Origin of the sequence: Anaerovorax odorimutans DSM 5092 (assembly GCF_000426305.1) — a bacterium.
In the GTDB taxonomy this organism is placed as follows: domain Bacteria; phylum Bacillota; class Clostridia; order Peptostreptococcales; family Anaerovoracaceae; genus Anaerovorax; species Anaerovorax odorimutans.
Window position 1 is genome coordinate 187,521 of sequence record NZ_AUFC01000002.1, and the last position, 19,471, is coordinate 206,991.

Genomic DNA, 19,471 nt, shown 5'->3' on the forward strand with positions numbered 1-19,471 from the left:
GAATAATAAATTTTATTATGAAAAAGTTGAAAGTTGATTTTCTTATTAGTATATTCAATTATCACTTTAATTGTGATGTTATTAAATATAAATAAGTAGATAAAAATTTTTATAAATTTAATGAGGAGCTTATAAATGGCAGAAACAAAGAAAAAACCAGGCAGACCTCCTGGTTCGAAAAATAAAGGTAGTTCTAAAACTAAATCTACGGCAAAAGCAAAAGAAGCTTTATTACAAAAAGAAAAAAAGAATAGAATGAAAGATGAAATCTGGTCAATTGTAATTACAGCAATTGGTTTATTTTTAGTAGTCGCATTACAAACTGAAGCGGCAGGGCAATTGGGACATGCCATAAAAACAATATTGATGGGTACTTTTGGAGCTGTTGCATATATATTACCTTATTATATGATTGTATATGGCTTTTTACTCTTTACAAAACGTACTGTACATATTGGAAGTCGTTCCGTTGTTTTAGTATTTTTAATTTTTTCCATGATTACAATACTTAATTCTGCAAGGTATTTAGGGCATGGAGAAACTGCTCTCTCAGTAAAATATATTATAAAAATGTTCGATGCAGGAGTAGCAGGAGACAGCGGTGGAGTATTTGGTATGTTTGTGGGATCTCTTTTAATAAAAATAATAGGAATGACTGGATTATACATTCTTACTATTATGGCAATTTTAATCTCAATTATGTTAGTTGTTAACACTCCATTTTCACAATTTCTTGATGAAATAAAAGCTAAAAAACAATTAAAAAATGAAGAATTATATGTTGAAGATGATGAATATTTTGATGAAAAAGATTTAAATGAAACAAATAATATTTATGAAAACAAAAAAAGAACGAATAAAAATAATAAAGTAAAAAATCATCTACCTGATAAATTAGAAATTGGAGGCATGTCTAAAGGACAAAAGAAAATATTAGATTACATGAAAGATGACGCTTTATTTGAAAAACAATCAAATGAGAATGTTGATATATTAGGAGTAGATGTTATTTCAAATAATATTGAAGAACTGGTAGATGAAAAAGAATACGATAATGATATTATTGTAAATCCGCAAATTCAAGATTCTACAAAAACAAATGTTGATTCAAAAGATGAACTTGAAAATTTAAAATCTCAATTTCAGCAATTTGAAGAGAAAAATACTGATGTAAATGAAAATAAAGAAAAGATTGAGAAAATTTCCAATTCTGAAGCTGCATCAGCTACTTTAAAGCCAGAAGAGCTTAATATACATGAAAAGCCAAAAAAACCATACGAATTTCCTAACATAAATTTACTTAACAAAGGTCCTAAAGAAAATAAACTTGGTGAGAATGAAAGTTTAAGAGCTAAGGCAATGAAATTAGAAAAAACATTGCATGATTTTAATGTAAATGCTAAAGTTATACAAGTTACCAAAGGTCCAGCAGTAACCAGATATGAAATACAACCTAATACAGGCGTAAAGGTAAGCAGTATAGTTAGACTTGCCGATGATATTGCACTAAATCTCGAAGCTAAAAGCATTAGATTAGAAGCTCCAATTCCAGGAAAAGCAGCAGTAGGTATCGAGGTTGAGAATGATAGAGTAAATATGGTTACAATAAGAGAGATAATTGAATCACCAGAATTTAAACATGCGAAATCAAAGATAAGCTTTGCTGTAGGTAAAGATATTGCTGGAAATTCCATTGTAGCTGACCTTAAAGGAATGCCTCACATGCTCATTGCAGGTTCTACGGGCTCCGGAAAAAGTGTTTGCATAAATAGTATTATAATTAGTTTACTTTATAAAGCTAAGCCAGAGGAAGTAAAATTTGTATTAATTGATCCAAAAGTAGTAGAACTTGGGAACTATAATGGTATTCCTCATCTTTTAATTCCCGTTGTAACAGAGCCTAGTAAAGCTGCAGCAGCATTAAATTGGGCTGTTGCTGAAATGACTGACAGATATAAAAAATTTGCAGAAGAAGGGGTAAGAGACTTAGAATCTTACAACAAACATGTAAAAGAAAAGAAGGAAGAGGATAAATTTTTACCTCAAATCGTCATTATTATAGATGAACTTGCAGATTTAATGATGGCAGCACCATCTCAAGTTGAAGAATCCATATGCAGATTGGCACAAATGGCAAGGGCAGCAGGAATGCATCTCATTGTTGCTACGCAAAGGCCATCTGTTGATATTATTACAGGAGTTATTAAAGCTAATATCCCGTCGAGAATTGCTTTTGCAGTATCTTCTCAATTTGATTCAAGAACAATTTTAGACATGGCAGGAGCAGAAAAACTTGTAGGAAAAGGAGACATGCTCTTCAATCCTTTAGGAATGGCAAAACCCCTTCGTGTACAAGGTACTTTTATATCTGATACTGAAGTGCATAATATTATTGAATTTATAAAAGGGCAAGCTGCAGAAGTTGAATATGCAAACGATGTAATTCATAGTATTGAAAAAGTTCAAACTACATCTAATGATGATGATGAAGATCAGCTTCTTCCTGAAGCTATTGAAACTGTAGTTAAAGCTAAACAAGCATCTGTCTCAATGCTTCAAAGAAGATTTAGAATAGGATATAACAGAGCTGCAAGATTGGTTGATATTATGGAATCAAGAGGTATTGTAGGTCCGGCAGACGGAAGCAGACCAAGACAAGTATTTATGACAGAAGAAGAACTTTTGAATTTAGATAAAGAAGTACAAGCAGAAGAATAATAGGAGAATTAAATGAAAATCTATATTGAAACACTGGGATGTCCCAAAAACGTTGAGGACTCTGAAACAGCTGGGGGGATTTTAGAGAGAGCAGGTCATGAGATTATAAATAATCCAAAAGCTGCCAATGCTATTATAGTAAACACGTGTGGATTTATTAATGATGCAAAGAAAGAATCTATTGATAGAATTTTTGATATGGCAGAATATAAACAAAATGATAAATTATTGATAGTATCAGGTTGTTTATCCCAGAGATATGGGGAAGAACTATATAACGAAATGCCGGAAGTGGATATTTTTATGGGTGTAAATGATTATGAAAAACTACCTCAAATATTAAAAAACTACAATCAAGGTAAAAGGGAAAAACATTTCAGTGATTATGAAAAAATTTATAAAGAAAGAGGTGAGCGAAAACTTATTACACCTAATTATAGTGCAACATTAAAAATTTCAGAAGGCTGCGATAATATATGTGCTTACTGTGTTATTCCATTGATAAGAGGTTCATACAGAAGCCGTAAAAAGGAGGATATTTTAAAAGAAGCAAAAAAGCTTTCAGAGAACGGATGCAGGGAACTTATTTTAATAGCACAAGATACCACTGCTTATGGCATTGATCTATATGGTGAATACAAACTAGCTTCTTTAGTAAAAGAACTTTGTAAAATAGCGGGTATAAAGTGGATTAGACTTATGTACTGCTATGAAGACAGAATAACAGATGAGCTGATAAAGGTTATGGCTGAAGAAAAAAAAGTTTGTCATTATATTGATATACCAATTCAACATTCGACAGACAAAATTCTAAAAGCAATGAATAGAAGATCTACAAATTCTTCAATTTTAAATACTATTAAAAAATTAAGAAAAGCTATACCTGACATTCATATCCGTACAACTTTAATAACTGGTTTTCCAGGAGAAGATGATGATGATTTTGAGCAGCTTGCAGATTTTGTTCAAGATATGAAATTTGAAAGATTGGGCGTCTTTCATTATTCAAAAGAAGAAGGAACTCCTGCTGCAAAAATGGAAGGACAGGTAAGTGAAGATATAAAAATTAGAAGAAAAGAAGCTCTTATGACTATGCAACTTGACATATCTTTAACTTCAAATCAAAGTAAACTTGATAAAGTAATTGAAGTAATTGTGGAAGAAAAAGATGAAGATGGCAGCTATATAGGAAGAAGCAGATATGATGCTCCTGAAATTGACAATTCAGTAATTTTCACATCTAAAAAAAATTTGTTACCCGGAGACATTGTAAATGTAAAAATAATTGACGCCTTTGACTATGACCTTGTGGGGGAAATGGAGATTTAATATGAATTTACCTAATAAACTTACTTTACTTAGAATTATTCTTATACCAATATTTATAGTATTACTTATGATGGGATATTATTATATTTCAGCGGTAATTTTTATTGTTGCATCAGCAACCGATGCTTTAGATGGGCATATTGCAAGAAAATATAATTTGATAACAAACTTTGGGAAATTAATGGATCCTCTTGCTGACAAGCTTTTGGTAGTGTCAGCATTAGTTTGTCTTGTTCAGCTTGGAGATGTTCCTGGTTGGATGGTTATTATTATTCTAGCAAGAGAGTTCACCATAACTGCACTGCGTTCAGTGGCAGCAAGCGAAGGTATAGTAATTGCAGCCGGAAAATCCGGAAAACTAAAAACTGTTTTTCAAATGGTTGCCATTACAGCACTTCTTTTAAAAAACTGGCCATTTGTATATATTAATATTCCTTTTGCAACGATAATGCTTTGGGCAGCACTAATTATGACCATATATTCAGGAATTGAATATATGATAAAAAATAAATCTGTATTTAGTATGAAATAATGATTGGAGGAATCAAATGAAATCAGCAATTTTAAGTGTTGGTACTGAAATCTTATTTGGTCAAATTATTAATACAAACTCCGTATATCTTTCAAAACATTTAAATATGCTGGGTATAGATGTGATGTATCATTATACTGTAGGCGATAATCCTAAAAGACTTGAAGAAATGATAAAACAAGCATTTACAGACTGTGATTTAATTATTACATCAGGAGGCCTTGGACCAACCCAGGATGATTTAACAAAAGAAATTGCAGCAAAAGCATTAAATGATGAATTAATATTAAATGAAACTGCTATGCAATGGATTGAAAACTACTTTAAAAAGCTTAACAGAGAAATGACTGAAAATAATAAAAAACAAGCTTATATGCCATCAAGGGCAACGGTCTTTCAAAATGATGCAGGAACTGCGCCTGGGTTTGCATTAGAAGAAAACGGTAAAATTATAATTTGTCTTCCTGGACCTCCAAGAGAAATGACAAGAATGTTTGATCTTAAAGTAAAGCCATATTTAGAAAAAAAATCACAAGGCACTATTTATTATAAAATGATTAGAACTTTTGGTATAGGTGAATCAGCATTAGAAACAGCATTGGAAGACTTAATTAATGATCAAACAGATCCAACATTGGCAACATATGCGAAAGAAGGTGAGGCATGCCTTAGAATAGCATCAAAGAAAAACACACTAAAAGAAGCGAAGCAGTCAGTAGAGAATATGTTAGAAACTGTAAAAGAAAGAATAGAGAAATATATATTCAGCTATGATGATGAAAATTTCCATGAAGTAGTTGCAAAGAAACTTTTAGATAACAATATTAGTATATCTTGTGCAGAATCTTGTACAGGTGGACTGTTTTCTCAGAGAATGACTGATATACCAGGTATTTCAGCAATTTTTGACAGAGGTATTGTAACTTACAGTAATAAGGCAAAAATGGATGAATTAGGTGTGAAATCTGAAACTCTCCAAAAATATGGAGCGGTAAGTGAAGAAACAGCAATTGAAATGGCAGAAGGTTTAAAAAAAGTAAGCAGAAGCAGGCTTTGCATTTCTGTTACCGGCGTTGCCGGACCTGATGGCGGTACAGAAGAAAAACCAGTGGGACTTGTTTATATTTGCGCAATTCTAGATGAGAAAAGAATTTGTAAAGAATTTAGAATGAGAAATATAAACAGACAATGGAATAGGAATTATTCGGTGTTGTGTATGTTAGATATGATCAATAAATTGATCGAAAGAAGTATATAAATTATTTTCGTAAATAATAAGGGGGAAGCAAATTACTATGAAGAAAAAATTAGCAATTGCTATAATTTTAGCGTTAATATTAGGATTATTTTCAGGATGTTCACAATCAGAAATTGGATATTTCAAATTGAATAATGATATACAAGATAATAGTTATGAAGTTAAGGGTAATGTAGATCTTACTTACAATAAAAAAGCTGTTAATGATTATTTTACCAAATTTTTAAAAGATACATATGGTGAATATTATGAAGAAGAAGATAATCCATTTAATGAGATTAACTTTGATGGAACTATAACTCTTAATTATAACGGTAAAATCAGTTATAACAAAATGTATGCAGATCTTAAATTAGAATTAAATATTGAGAATAGTACCATTGACTTAGGAAGAATTATTATAGATTCTGATGATGGTTTATATGTAACAAAGGATTCTATTATTGGTCTTTTAAAAGTTGCTAAAATTTTAGATACAAATGAAGAAGGACAGATGTATACACAAAGAGTAGAAAATGAATTAAACGAATTATTAAAAGAAGATAGTTATATTAATATTTATGAAGGTTATGAAGATTATGAATTAGTTCATTTTAATTCTTTATCAAACAAAAATTTACTGAAGGATAAAGAAATGGAATTTTTTAAATCCGCTTTCAAAAATTATTCTTCAGGTCTTATAACTGACTATTCTAAAGGGTATAAATTATCTGCAACATTGCAACAGATAGGAGATACTCTGGTTGAAACATTAGATTATATTTTAAATAACGAAGATGATTTTTTTGAATCACTTAAAATTTATAAAGATAATCTTAATACAGAAATAGATAATGAAAATATAAATAATTATATAAAAGACATTCTATCAGAACTTGAAGAAAATAAAATAGAATTTAGAAATAACCTTATTATGTTTAAAGACGGTATTGAAATGGGTATGGAAAGCGACATGTTTTCTGATTTTAAAAATTCTTCATTCAACTCAGAGATTAATAGTACTAAAAACGGATTTGAAATTACTACAACTTTAAATATTGTAGCAGAGGGAAAAACATTATTTAATATTTCTGAAAATGCAACAATAATACCAAAAGAGATAAATAATGAAACACCTAAAACATCTTCAATATCTATAGAAGAAATAGAAAAAAAATTAAATGAAATTAATAACGAAATAAGGCCTGTAATAAGCGCTGAAATAACATTGGATTCTTATGACGATACTGCTTGGATAGATTACTATAGATCTGGCAATGGAGCATTTTGGTGCAGTGATTTAGATGATTATGATTATTTAGATTATAAATATAAGAATGGTAGAATTCTCTTACCTGTAAGAAATATTTGTGAAAGTTTTGGAGAAGAAGTAAAATGGGATAAGAAAAATAAAAAAGCATATATAAAGAAAGATGGGAAAGATATTTATTTAGATGGAATTTTTGATAATGATACTTATTTTATTAAAATTCGTGAATTAGAAAAACTTAACTATAAAGTTGAATATGAAAAAGAAGAAGATTTTGAAATCATTAATATTACAAAATAATAGAAAAATTAGTTTATACCGCTTCTTAAATGGAGCGGTTTTATTAACTAATAGACTAATTATTATATAAAAATTAAAAACAATTTTATGTAAAATATTTACAAATTCAAATAAATATAGTATTCTTATTTTATTATTTAAGTATAAGAATATCATAAAAAATATCTACTGAAAATTAACATGCATTTTGATAAAAAAAAACACTTGACCTTGTTAATTCAATAAGGTATGATTATGTCAGAACAAATGTTCTGACATAAGTGAGTAATGTAGATTAAGTTTCATAGAATATTGCATTAATGTGCTGGTGAAAATTAAAGTATTTAATATAATATAAATTAATGGAGGTTACAGGATGGTTATAAACAAGGAAGAAAAAGAAAAAGCATTGGAAGCAGCAATGCTTCAAATACAAAAACAGTTTGGTAAAGGCGCTATTATGAAACTTGGTGATGAAGGTGCCAAGCTGAATATAGATGCAATCCCAACAGGTGCTGTAAGCTTAGATATTGCAACTGGAATCGGAGGAATTCCAAGGGGAAGAATCGTTGAAATTTATGGACCAGAATCCTCCGGTAAAACCACTCTTACACTTCATATTATCGCAGAAGCCCAAAAAATGGGAGGTAAAGCTGCATTTATAGATGCTGAACATGCACTAGACCCTGAATATGCAAAAAACTTAGGTGTAGAAGTAGAGGAACTTTTAGTTTCACAGCCAGATACTGGTGAACAGGCACTTGAAATTTGTGAAATGCTTGTAAGGAGTGGCGCCATTGACATTGTAGTTGTGGATTCAGTTGCAGCATTGGTTCCTAAAGCAGAAATTCAAGGAGAAATGGGTGACACACATGTTGGTTTACAAGCTAGATTAATGTCTCAAGCTTTGAGAAAATTGGCAGGGGCAATTAATAAATCCAACACTTCAGCCGTCTTTATCAATCAACTTCGTGAAAAAGTTGGAGTTATGTTTGGTAGTCCAGAGGTTACAACAGGAGGTAGAGCACTTAAGTTTTATTCTTCCATGCGTCTTGACGTAAGACGAGTTGAAAGTATTAAATCTGGAGATTCTATATTAGGTAACAGAACACGTGTAAAATTAGTAAAAAATAAAGTAGCTCCTCCATTTAAACAAGCTGAGTTCGATATAATGTACGGAAAGGGGATTTCAAGAGAAGGAGATGTTCTTGATTGTGCTGTAGAAGCTAAGATTATTGAAAAAGCAGGTTCTTGGTATAGTTTTGACGGAAATCGCATAGGTCAAGGAAGAGAAAACGTAAAAAATTATCTTATAGAAAATAAAGATATTCTCACAAAGGTAGAAGAGCAATTATTTAATAATATCAAGGGCTCTAAAAATGATGATCTTAAAGTTGATGAAGATGGAGTAGTAATTGAAGATTAATTAATATAACATAGGGTAAACAAAAAATAATAATGTTATTTTTATAATCTAATTTTGTAAATTATTAAGATTCTGCTTTGATATTCCATTTATTTTTCAAGGATATAATCATCTGTGATATATTAAGACATTATCATAATTTAATCATATATAATATAAAAGTTTAAAATTTTTATATTGACAATGATTCAAAATATAGTTATAATAAACAAAATAAATATTAGCCATTAAAAACCGTTGAAGTGGAGATAAAAACAAATCGTGCACTTACAGAGAGTTGGGGTAGATGAGAGCCCAGCAGAACGCAGCTTGTTAAATGGACCACTGAGGGTGCGGTCAAAGGAACATGGTTGTAGTGTTCTGAGTATTCCGCAACGTGAATGCATACGTTAGTTGCAAGGGGTATGTTAGTACTCTATTGAGGTGTGAGATATATTTCTCAAATCAAGGTGGTACCGCGAGTTTTTGTTTTATAAGCTGAACTCGTCCTTGACAGTATTCTGTTGAGGACGGGTTTTTTTATATTTAAAAACGGACTCAACAATTAATATTATTTTAGGAGGATATTATGATTTACAGTCCAAGTTTAGAAAAAGCGAGAAATATAGCGGATAATTACAAAGTTATACCTCTTAGCTGTGAAATATTTTCTGACATAAAAACACCTATTGAAGTTTTAAAGATACTTAAAACTGTTAGTCGTAATTGTTATATGTTAGAAAGTTTAGAAAACCCTCAAAATTGGGGACGTTATACTTTTTTAGGGTTTGACCCAAAACTGGAGTTGACTTGTATTAATGGTAAATTAAAAATTGTTTTAGAAGAAAAAATAATAGAAGAATCAACTACATGTCCTAAAAAATATATAAGGCAAATTGTTAATGAAAATAAAAGTCCTAGATTTGAAAATTTACCTCCATTTACCGGCGGACTCGTAGGATATTTTGCTTATGATTATATTAAATATATTGAACCAAATCTGGAATTGGATGGGGAAAATCAAGAAGGATTTAAAGATGTTGATTTAATGCTTTTTGACAAGGTCATTGCTTTTGATCACTTAAAAAAGAAAATAATTATCATAGCAAATGTTAAAACAAAATATCTTGAAACCAGCTATAAAGAGGGAGTAAAAGAACTTGATAGAATAGTAAAACTAATTAAAAATAGCCATTCTCAAAAAAATACTGATGGTAAATTAACCTCTGAATTCAGACCACAATTCAGTAAGGAAGAATATTGTAATATGGTGAATAAGGCAAAAAATTATATATATGAAGGTGATATTTTTCAAGTTGTTCTTTCTAATAGGCTAGAGGCTGATTTTGAAGGAAGTCTTTTAAATACTTATAGAATATTAAGAACTACGAATCCTTCGCCATATATGTATTATTTTTCAAGCGATGATATAGAAATTGCAGGAGCATCACCAGAAACATTAGTAAAAATTCAAGATAACACCGTTTATACTTTCCCTCTTGCAGGAACAAGACAAAGAGGAAAAACCTATATTGAAGACTTAGAATTGGAAAAAGAGTTGCTATCAGATGAAAAAGAACTTGCGGAACATAATATGCTTGTAGACTTAGGAAGAAATGATCTAGGAAAAGTAAGCGAATTTGGAAGTGTGGAGGTTGAAAAATATCTGTCAATTGAAAGATTTTCACATGTTATGCATATTGGCTCAACAATAAAAGGCCTCATGAAGAATAGTAAAGATGGTTTAGATGCCATTGATGCAGTACTTCCTGCTGGGACCTTATCAGGAGCTCCTAAAATACGGGCATGTGAAATAATAAATGAGCTAGAAAATAAAAAAAGAGGTATTTATGGAGGAGCTATAGGTTACATTGACTTTACCGGTAATATAGACACTTGTATTGCAATACGTATCGCATACAAGAAAAATGGGAAAGTTTTCATACATTCAGGAGCAGGAATTGTTGCTGACAGTGTACCTGAAAAGGAATATCAAGAATGTTTTAATAAAGCTAAGGCTATAAAAGATGCTTTAGAATTTTCTGAGGAGGTAGACTACTAATGATATTATTGATTGATAATTATGATAGCTTTTCATATAATCTTTATCAGCTGATAGGTTCAATAAATCCAAATATAAAAGTAATAAGAAATGATGAAAAAAGCATAGAAGAAATTGAATTAATGTCACCTGAAGCAATTATTCTATCTCCCGGTCCGGGAAAGCCTTCACAAGCAGGCATATGTATAGAAACAGTAAAATATTTTTCAGGAAAAGTTCCTATTTTCGGTGTATGTCTTGGGCATCAGTCAATTTGTGAAGCCTTTGGTGCTGAAGTATCATATGCAAAACAACTTATGCATGGCAAGCAATCTAAAATAGAAATAAATAATAAATGTGAAATTTTTAAAGGAATGCCCAATATTATTGATGGAGCAAGATATCATTCTTTATCTGCAGTTGAACAAACAATACCTGATGATTTAATAGTAATTGCACGTTCACAAGATAATGAAATTATGGCAGTAAAGCATAAAGACTATAAAGTATATGGAGTTCAATTTCACCCGGAATCGATTATGACTCCTAAAGGTAGGAGTATTATAGAAAATTTTTTAGGAGGAATAAACAATGATTACACAAGCAATATATAAGTTGATTCAAGGTGATGATCTTGAATTTGATACAACTAAAGCTGTTATGGAAGAAATAATGGAAGGAAAAGCAACGCAGGCTCAAATGGCTTCATTTCTTACAGCGCTTAGAATAAAGGGAGAAACAATTGAGGAAATCACTGCATGTGCAACAGTAATGAGAGATAAAGCTCTTCCATTAACATCTGCTTTAGAGACTATGGACATTGTAGGTACAGGTGGTGATGAAGTAGGAACTTTCAACATTTCCACGACTACAGCTTTTGTAGTTGCAGCAGGAGGAGTTACTGTTGCAAAACATGGTAATAGGAGCATATCCAGCAAAAGCGGAGCAGCTGACGTTTTAGAAAAATTAGGTGTAAATATAAATATTACTTCAGAACAAAGTAAATTAATTTTAGAGAAAATAGGAATTTGTTTTATGTTTGCTCAAATTTACCATAATTCTATGAAATATGCGGCAAATGTAAGACGTGAAATAGGGGTGCGTACAATATTTAATATATTAGGTCCACTTTCTAATCCTGCTAAAGCCAATATGCAGTTAATGGGTGTATTTGACGAAAATCTTGTTGAACCTTTAGGTCAAGTTCTTTCTAATCTTGGTGTAAAAAGAGGTATGGTTATACATGGTTGTGATGGACTTGATGAAGCTACACTAACATCAGATACAAAAATTTTGGAAATAGATAATGGCAATTTAAAAAACTATTATATTAGTCCTGAAAATCTTGGCTTTAAAAAATGTAAATTAGAGGACTTAATTGGCGGTGATGCAGAAGAAAATGCAAAAATAACCAAAAATATCTTAAATGGTACAGAAAAAGGGGCAAAACGTGATGTGATTATACTTAATTCTGCCATTGCATTATATACAGCAGGTAAAGGAAATTCAATTAAAGAATGTATTCCAATTGCTAAAGAGCTTATAGAAAGCGGCAAAGCAATGGAAAAACTCAATGAATTTATAAAACTGTCAAATGAGGTGTAATTATGCTTGAAATGATTGCAAAACGTACAATTGAACGGGTAAATGAATTAAAAAATCAAAAATCTTTACAAGAGATTAAAAAAGAAGCTGAGTCACTTAATTGTAATACAAACTTTCCTTTTGAAAAAGCATTAAAAGGTAATGAAATATCCTTTATATGTGAGATAAAAAAAGCATCTCCGTCAAAAGGAGTTATCGACGAAAATTTTCCTTATTTACAAATTGCAAAGGAATATGAAGAAGCAGGAGCTTCGGCAATATCTGTATTAACTGAACCTTATTGGTTTTTAGGAAGTAATCAATATTTAAAAGAAATAAGCAGCTTAGTAAACATTCCTGTTTTACGTAAAGATTTCACAGTAGATAGTTATCAAATATATGAAGCAAAACTTATTGGTGCATCTGCAATATTGCTTATTTGTTCTCTTTTAGATACAAATAAATTAAAAGAATATTTAAATATAGCTCATAGCTTAGGTCTTTCCGCTATAGTTGAGTCACATACAGAAGAAGAAGTAAGCTCTGCCATTTCATCAGGTGCAAAAATAATAGGTGTAAATAATCGCGATTTAAAAACCTTTAAAGAAGATATAACCACTAGCATTAGATTACGCAAACTTGTACCAAAAGATATAATTTTTATCTCAGAAAGCTGTATTAAAACAAGAGAAGATATTAAAATTTTATCAGAAAACAATGTTAATGCTGTCCTAATCGGAGAAACTCTTATGAAAAGTAAAAATAAAAAAGAGTTAATAAATACATTAAGAGGCAAAACATATGAGTAAGATAAAAATATGCGGTTTGTTTCGCTCATGCGATATTGATTATGTTAATGAAGCAATGCCTGATTATATAGGTTTTGTATTTGCAAAAAGTCGTCGTCAAGTAACAAAAGAACAAGCAAAAGATATGAGAAAAAAATTAAAAGAATCAATAACTCCTGTGGGAGTATTCGTAAATGAACCAATAGAAAATGTTATAATGCTTTTAAGAGATGATATCATTCAGGCGGCTCAGCTGCATGGAAATGAAAGTGAGGATTATATATACAAATTAAAATCATTAACAAAAAAAACAATAATAAAAGCTGTTTCTGTTAAATCAAAAGAAGATATTAATAATGTTCAAAATACAATAGCAGATTTTCTGCTGTTAGATAACGGAGCAGGAGGGACTGGAAATAGTTTTAATTGGAATTTGATTGACAAAACTTCAAAACCATTTTTTCTTGCAGGTGGCATAAATATTGATAATATATTACATGCAAAAAAAGGTATAAGGCCATATGCTATAGATTTAAGCAGTGGAGTAGAAACAAATGGAGTAAAAGACAGAAATAAAATGCTAGAGATAGTTAGGAGGATTCGATATGTCTAAAGGTAGATATGGTATTCATGGTGGACAATATATTCCGGAAACCTTAATGAATGAAATTATAAATATTGAAGAAAAGTATGAGTATTACAAAAATGATCCTGAATTTAATAAAGAACTAAATAAACTGCTAAATGAATATGCAGGCAGACCCTCTTTATTATATTATGCAGAAAAAATGACAAATGATTTAGGTGGTGCAAAAATATATTTAAAAAGAGAAGATTTAAATCATACTGGTTCACATAAAATCAATAATGTATTGGGACAAGTTCTATTAGCAAAGAAGATGGGAAAAACCAGAGTTATTGCAGAAACAGGCGCAGGTCAGCATGGCGTTGCCACTGCCACAGCAGCAGCTTTACTTGGAATGGAATGTGAAATCTTTATGGGAAAAGAAGATACTGACAGACAGGCACTTAATGTATATCGTATGGAACTTTTAGGAGCTAAGGTTCATCCTGTCACAAGCGGAACAATGACTTTAAAAGATGCTGTAAACGAAACTATGCGTGAATGGGCAAGCAGAGTTTCTGATACTCATTATGTATTAGGTTCTGTAATGGGTCCACATCCATTTCCTATGATTGTTCGTGATTTTCAGAAAATAATAAGTAAAGAAGCAAAGGCGCAAATAATTGAAATAGAAGGAAAATTACCTGATGCCGTAGTAGCATGTGTTGGCGGCGGCAGTAACGCAATGGGCATGTTTTATAATTTTATAGAAGACAGTGATGTAAATCTTATCGGATGTGAAGCCGCGGGTCATGGTATTGATACAGATAAACATGCAGCCACAATATCAAAAGGAACCTTGGGTATATTTCACGGAATGAAATCTTATTTTTGCCAAAATAAATATGGACAAATAGCTCCTGTATATTCCATATCCGCAGGTCTTGATTACCCCGGAATAGGACCTGAACATGCTTATCTCAGTGATATAAAAAGAGCACAATATGTTCCTATTACTGATGATGAGGCCGTTGATGCCTTTGAATACTTAGCTAGAACAGAGGGTATCATTTGTGCTATAGAAAGCGCACATGCCATAGCCCATGTATTGCAAATTGCTCCAAAAATGAAAAAAGATCAAATTATAATTGTATGTCTTTCAGGTCGAGGAGATAAAGATGTTGCTGCAATAGCACGATATAGGGGGGTTAATATCTATGAGTAAGATTTTTAATACATTCAAAAATGAAAAAGCTTTTATTGGATTTCTAACTGCAGGGGATCCTTCTATTGAAAAAAGTAAAGAATTTATTATGGAAATGGTAAGAGGTGGTGCCGATCTTATTGAAATAGGTATACCTTTTTCTGATCCTGTAGCTGAAGGAAAAGTAATACAAGAAGCAAATATTAGAGCATTATCAGTTGATACTACAACTGATAAAGTCTTTGAACTGGTTGATTCTGTAAGAAAAGATACAGATATTCCATTGGTATTCTTAACATATTTAAATCCGGTATTTAACTATGGTTATGATAATTTCTTTACTAGATGTAAAGAGTTGGGGGTAGATGGCATTATAATTCCTGATTTGCCTTATGAAGAAAAAGGAGAATTAGATGGTATTGCAAAAAGTTATGATGTGGATTTAATTTCACTTATTGCACCAACTTCTGAAAATCGCATAAAACAAATTGTAAATGAAGCAGCAGGATTTATATATATAGTATCTTCTATGGGAGTTACAGGTGTAAGAAGCGAGATAAAAACAGATATAAATAGCATAATAAAAATAGTAAAAGAGAATAGTAAAATTCCTGTAGCAGTAGGATTTGGTATAAACACACCAAATCAAGCAAAAGAATTATCACAGATTGCTGATGGAGTTATAGTAGGCAGTGCTATTGTAAAAATAATTGAAAAATACGAAGAAAATGCAGGTTCATATATATATGAATATGTTAAAAGTATGAAAGATGCAATAAAAAAGTAAATTATAAATTAAAGGAAAATACAATAAATACAAATACCCTGAAGATTGATATAAATATCAAAGCTTCAGGGATTTTTTTATCATTAAAGCTTTTACTTATAGAAATCTTTGATTTCGTCATTTGCTTTTTTCACTTTATCCCTAAAAGAATTCGTACCGCATTTTGCAATTCAGGTTTCTTCCTATACTGCCTTATAATTTCTTTTTCTTCATCTGTATAATAAATGTTTGAGTTTGTCCCAAATAGATCTACAACTGAAATTTCTAAGATATCACAAATTTGAGCAACCATTTCAATATCAGGTGAATTTTTTCCTTTAATCCAATTCGTTACAGCTGATTGAGAAACACTTAATTTTTTAGCAAACTCTTTTTGGCTTATTCCCTTTAAGGAAAGATAATAACAAAGATTTCGTGTTACATTATCTCTTATTTCGCCCACATATACACCTACTTTCATGATTAGAATAGCATTAGAATAAAGATTTGTAAATACAAAAATGCAGAATTACTTTATTTTTTGTTGATTAAAGCAATTGACGATTGAGTAAATCTGTATTATTATAATGTCAAAATTAAGAAATACTTAATTAAGATAAGGGGGATAAAAATGATAGTAAAAGAAATAGCAAGGTATATAATTAAACAAGTATCTTTAAGCGAAAAAACAGGTTTATCAAAGGATTGTATTAGTATGTCACTTAAAGGATATAGAAAATTAAGTATTGATGAATATGTGAAAATATGCACAGCTTTAAATGTTCCTTATGAATATTTTTTTGACCACAAATAATAAAAATCAGAAAATATAAATATAATCTAAAGTTAAACATCATAATTAAAATATCAAAACATAATAAACTAAAATATTTTACATAATAAATATAAAATTATAATTAAAAGAAAAATACTAAAGTTAAAGTTGAAGCTGATTAATGAAAGGGCAAAGTTATGATTAAGCAATTAAATATAGGAAAGAAATTATTTTTACTTGTTGCAAGTTTACTAATATGTCTAATTATAGTAGGGAGTGTTTCTCTTTTGCTAATGCGCCATATGAATGTTTCAAGTAAATCGATTAGTGAGGAATGGCTGCCATCTGTAGTTATATCTGAGGAAATTGATACAATGATATCTGATCATAGGATTTATGAGCTAGGACATTTATTTTCCAATGATAGTATTAGTAAAAAAGAATATGATAATAAAATAGAATCAAAACGAAATGAAATAGATAATATGTTTGAAGAATATAAACTTTTAGCAGATGAAGAAGATATGAAATTAATAGAAGATGCAGAACTCAAATGGGCGGATTATATTGTTATCAGCGATAAGTTAATAGAATTAAGCAAGAATAATAAAACTGATAATGCTATGGAATTGATGCTTGGAGAATCCCGAACCTTATTTGATGACGTCTCCGAAATTTGTTTAAAATTAGTTGATTATAATAAAGAAGGTGTAGAAAAAGAAAGTAATGAGACACAGTCATTATTCAGCTTTTCCATTATACTTACTTTATGCATATTAGTAATTGCTATAATTGGATCTATAATATTTGCCGCATATATTATTAAAATGATTACAAAACCTATAAATCAAATAAATATAGCTTCAAATGAAATTATAAAAGGAAACTTAGATGTACATATAGACTATGACTCAAAGGATGAGATCGGTAAAATTTCAAAAGCTTTCACATCAATGAGCTCTGATCTTAAAATGATAATTAAAGATATTGAATATCTGCTTGGCGAAATGTCACAGGGAAATTTTGTAGTAGATACAAAATGTGAAGAAAGCTATGTTGGCGAATATGAATATATTTTAAAAGCTATACGTAGTATTAATATGACATTAAGCAGTACTCTTCTAAGCATTAGTTCCGCTTCTGATCAAGTTGCATGTGGGGCTGATCAAGTATCTAACGGCGCTCAGGCACTTTCACAAGGCACAACTGAACAAGCAAGTTCTATTGAAGAATTATCTGCATCTATAGGAGAAATTTCTGAGAAAGTTAAACGTAATGCAGAAAATGCCCGACTTGCAAATAACAATTCTGAGTTGGCAGTAAAAGAATTATCCAGCAGTAATAATAAGATGAAAAATATGGTTGGAGCTATGGGGGAAATAACATCAAAATCATCTGAAATTTCTAAAATTATTAAAGTTATAGAAGATATTGCATTTCAAACAAATATTTTAGCTTTAAATGCTGCTGTTGAAGCAGCAAGAGCAGGAACAGCAGGAAAGGGTTTTGCAGTAGTTGCAGACGAAGTAAGAAACTTAGCCAGTAAATCTTCAGAATCTGTAAAAGACACAACAAAATTAATCGAAGAAACACTTATTGCTGTCAAAAATGGTTCAAATCTTGCAACTTTCACAGCAGAATCTTTAGAAAAAAGTGCTAAAATAACACATGATGCAGTTGAATTAATTGATAAGATTGCAGAAGCTTCTGACCAACAAGCACAATCTATATCTCAAGTAAACATTGGTGTAGAACAGATCGCATCTGTTGTTCAAACAAATAGTGCTACTGCAGAAGAAAGCGCAGCAGCAAGTGAAGAATTGTCTGGACAAGCTCAAATTTTAAAAGATTTAATAGATAAATTTAAATTACATAAAGAAACAGCTCTAGAAGAAATAAATAGAAATAATATTTCTATAGAAGAGAATATAGTATCAGAAAATAAGTATTAAAATAATTAAGTAGTAATCATATACTTTGACTTAAAAACTTTAGAAGAGTGCAAAATTACGTCATAATTAATTGATAATACAAAAATCCAATTTTGTAATTATATAATAAATTTCAATCCAGTTTGTATTTTTACTAATGTTTAAATTATTTTAAGACGTTATTATATGCTCTTTTAAACTTGGAGATGTATTATGAAAAATAAGCAATTTACAGATATCAGAACAAATTATTTGTTTTTTATATTAATTTTTTTTAATGGAATTGGATTTTTTGTTCTTAATAGCATTATTCAGAATAATCAAGATAAATTTTTTAGCTTTTTGCAAATTTCATTATTTTGGCTACTTCTCATTAGTTTATTTATTACAACGATTTTTTTACTTATATATTTTTTTATAGTATTTCGTATGAGATTATATAAAAATAGAGAAGATATGGATAAGAAAATTATAATCCAATCTCTAAATACTTTTGCTAACTTTATTGATGCAAAAGATTCATATACAAAAGGACATTCTACACGAGTTGCATTATATAGCCATGAAATTGCAAAAAGAATGAAATTGACTGAAAAAGAAATGGACATTTATTATGCTGCACTATTACATGATGTGGGGAAAGTAGGAATCCATAATGAAATTTTGGATAAGCTAGATGAATTAAATGATGAAGAATGGCAAACTATAAAAATGCATACAATTATAGGTGAAGATATTTTGAAGGATTTTACAATATTACCTGATATTATAGATGGAGCAAAATATCATCACGAAAGGTATGACGGCCTGGGCTATCCAAGCGGTCTAAAGGGTAAGGATATACCTCTTTGTGCAAGGATTATATGTGTAGCAGATTCTTATGATGCTATGTCAAGTGACAGAAATTATAGAAAAAAGATGGATTATGATGAAATAGTTGAAGAACTTTATAAATATTCAGGTACTCAATTTGATCCAGATATAACAATACATATGATTTCAATGATCGAAGATGGTTTCGTTAATGAAATACAAAAAGTTTAATAC

General features: G+C 30.3%; 17 protein-coding genes. 16 read left to right on the top strand and 1 reads right to left on the bottom strand.

Going from position 1 to position 19,471, the window contains the following annotated elements; genetic code table 11:
• Positions 1-135 precede the first annotated feature (135 nt).
• The 13 genes from K292_RS0102605 to trpA all read left to right on the top strand — a co-directional run bounded on the left by K292_RS0102605 (position 136) and on the right by trpA (position 15,739).
• Positions 136-2,718, top strand: coding sequence for an FtsK/SpoIIIE family DNA translocase (locus K292_RS0102605; protein WP_051280191.1), 2,583 nt, complete (start codon positions 136-138; stop codon positions 2,716-2,718).
• A 12-nt stretch (positions 2,719-2,730) separates the two neighbouring features.
• Entirely contained in the window at positions 2,731-4,047 is a 1,317-nt protein-coding gene (rimO, locus tag K292_RS0102610; protein WP_027398529.1) for a 30S ribosomal protein S12 methylthiotransferase RimO, read from the top strand.
• Position 4,048: 1 nt separating this feature from the next.
• A complete protein-coding gene (gene pgsA / locus K292_RS0102615) occupies positions 4,049-4,579 on the top strand; it encodes a CDP-diacylglycerol--glycerol-3-phosphate 3-phosphatidyltransferase (RefSeq protein ID WP_027398530.1) in 531 nt (176 codons plus the stop codon).
• 16 nt (positions 4,580-4,595) lie between these two features.
• Positions 4,596-5,837, top strand: a complete 1,242-nt coding sequence (locus tag K292_RS0102620) for a competence/damage-inducible protein A (RefSeq protein ID WP_027398531.1) — start codon at positions 4,596-4,598, stop codon at positions 5,835-5,837.
• 37 nt (positions 5,838-5,874) lie between these two features.
• Positions 5,875-7,386: a stalk domain-containing protein gene (locus tag K292_RS0102625; protein ID WP_027398532.1), complete on the top strand. Its 1,512-nt coding sequence runs from the start codon at positions 5,875-5,877 to the stop codon at positions 7,384-7,386.
• A 355-nt stretch (positions 7,387-7,741) separates the two neighbouring features.
• The gene (gene recA, locus K292_RS0102630) at positions 7,742-8,791 is read left to right on the top strand and encodes a recombinase RecA (protein WP_037372251.1); all 1,050 of its coding nucleotides are present in this window, start codon (positions 7,742-7,744) and stop codon (positions 8,789-8,791) included.
• A gap of 568 nt (positions 8,792-9,359) precedes the next feature.
• On the top strand, positions 9,360-10,832 hold the full coding sequence (trpE, locus tag K292_RS0102635) for an anthranilate synthase component I (protein WP_207637151.1): 1,473 nt from the start codon (positions 9,360-9,362) through the stop codon (positions 10,830-10,832).
• Positions 10,832-11,425 carry an anthranilate synthase component II gene (locus K292_RS0102640; RefSeq protein ID WP_027398535.1) on the top strand — a complete coding sequence of 198 codons (594 nt, stop codon included), beginning with the start codon at positions 10,832-10,834 and terminating at the stop codon, positions 11,423-11,425. The genes trpE and K292_RS0102640 overlap by 1 nt, the downstream gene beginning before the upstream one ends.
• Positions 11,403-12,416 (top strand): anthranilate phosphoribosyltransferase, encoded by a 1,014-nt coding sequence (gene trpD, locus K292_RS0102645; protein WP_027398536.1) that lies wholly within the window; start codon positions 11,403-11,405, stop codon positions 12,414-12,416. The genes K292_RS0102640 and trpD overlap by 23 nt, the downstream gene beginning before the upstream one ends.
• A 2-nt stretch (positions 12,417-12,418) precedes the next feature.
• Positions 12,419-13,204 carry an indole-3-glycerol phosphate synthase TrpC gene (trpC, locus tag K292_RS0102650; RefSeq protein WP_330364912.1) on the top strand — a complete coding sequence of 262 codons (786 nt, stop codon included), beginning with the start codon at positions 12,419-12,421 and terminating at the stop codon, positions 13,202-13,204.
• Positions 13,197-13,796 (top strand): phosphoribosylanthranilate isomerase, encoded by a 600-nt coding sequence (locus K292_RS0102655; RefSeq protein ID WP_027398538.1) that lies wholly within the window; start codon positions 13,197-13,199, stop codon positions 13,794-13,796. The genes trpC and K292_RS0102655 overlap by 8 nt, the downstream gene beginning before the upstream one ends.
• The gene (trpB, locus tag K292_RS0102660; protein WP_027398539.1) at positions 13,789-14,973 is read left to right on the top strand and encodes a tryptophan synthase subunit beta; all 1,185 of its coding nucleotides are present in this window, start codon (positions 13,789-13,791) and stop codon (positions 14,971-14,973) included. The genes K292_RS0102655 and trpB overlap by 8 nt, the downstream gene beginning before the upstream one ends.
• Positions 14,966-15,739, top strand: coding sequence for a tryptophan synthase subunit alpha (gene trpA / locus K292_RS0102665; protein ID WP_027398540.1), 774 nt, complete (start codon positions 14,966-14,968; stop codon positions 15,737-15,739). Before trpB ends, trpA begins: the two co-directional genes overlap by 8 nt.
• 130 nt (positions 15,740-15,869) lie before the next feature.
• On the opposite strand, the gene K292_RS15705 is transcribed toward trpA, so the two are convergent.
• The gene (locus K292_RS15705; protein WP_027398541.1) at positions 15,870-16,181 is read right to left on the bottom strand and encodes a helix-turn-helix domain-containing protein; all 312 of its coding nucleotides are present in this window, start codon (positions 16,179-16,181) and stop codon (positions 15,870-15,872) included.
• Positions 16,182-16,349: 168 nt separating this feature from the next.
• On the opposite strand from K292_RS15705, the gene K292_RS0102675 reads away from it, so the two are divergent.
• The 3 genes from K292_RS0102675 (at position 16,350) to K292_RS15715 (ending at position 19,468) form a co-directional block, all read left to right on the top strand.
• Complete coding sequence (locus tag K292_RS0102675; RefSeq protein ID WP_027398542.1) at positions 16,350-16,532, top strand: helix-turn-helix domain-containing protein; 183 nt, start codon at positions 16,350-16,352, stop codon at positions 16,530-16,532.
• Between the two features lie 158 nt (positions 16,533-16,690).
• The gene (locus tag K292_RS15710) at positions 16,691-18,445 is read left to right on the top strand and encodes a HAMP domain-containing methyl-accepting chemotaxis protein (protein ID WP_051280193.1); all 1,755 of its coding nucleotides are present in this window, start codon (positions 16,691-16,693) and stop codon (positions 18,443-18,445) included.
• Positions 18,446-18,637: 192 nt separating this feature from the next.
• Complete coding sequence (locus K292_RS15715) at positions 18,638-19,468, top strand: HD-GYP domain-containing protein (protein ID WP_051280195.1); 831 nt, start codon at positions 18,638-18,640, stop codon at positions 19,466-19,468.
• Positions 19,469-19,471 lie beyond the last annotated feature (3 nt).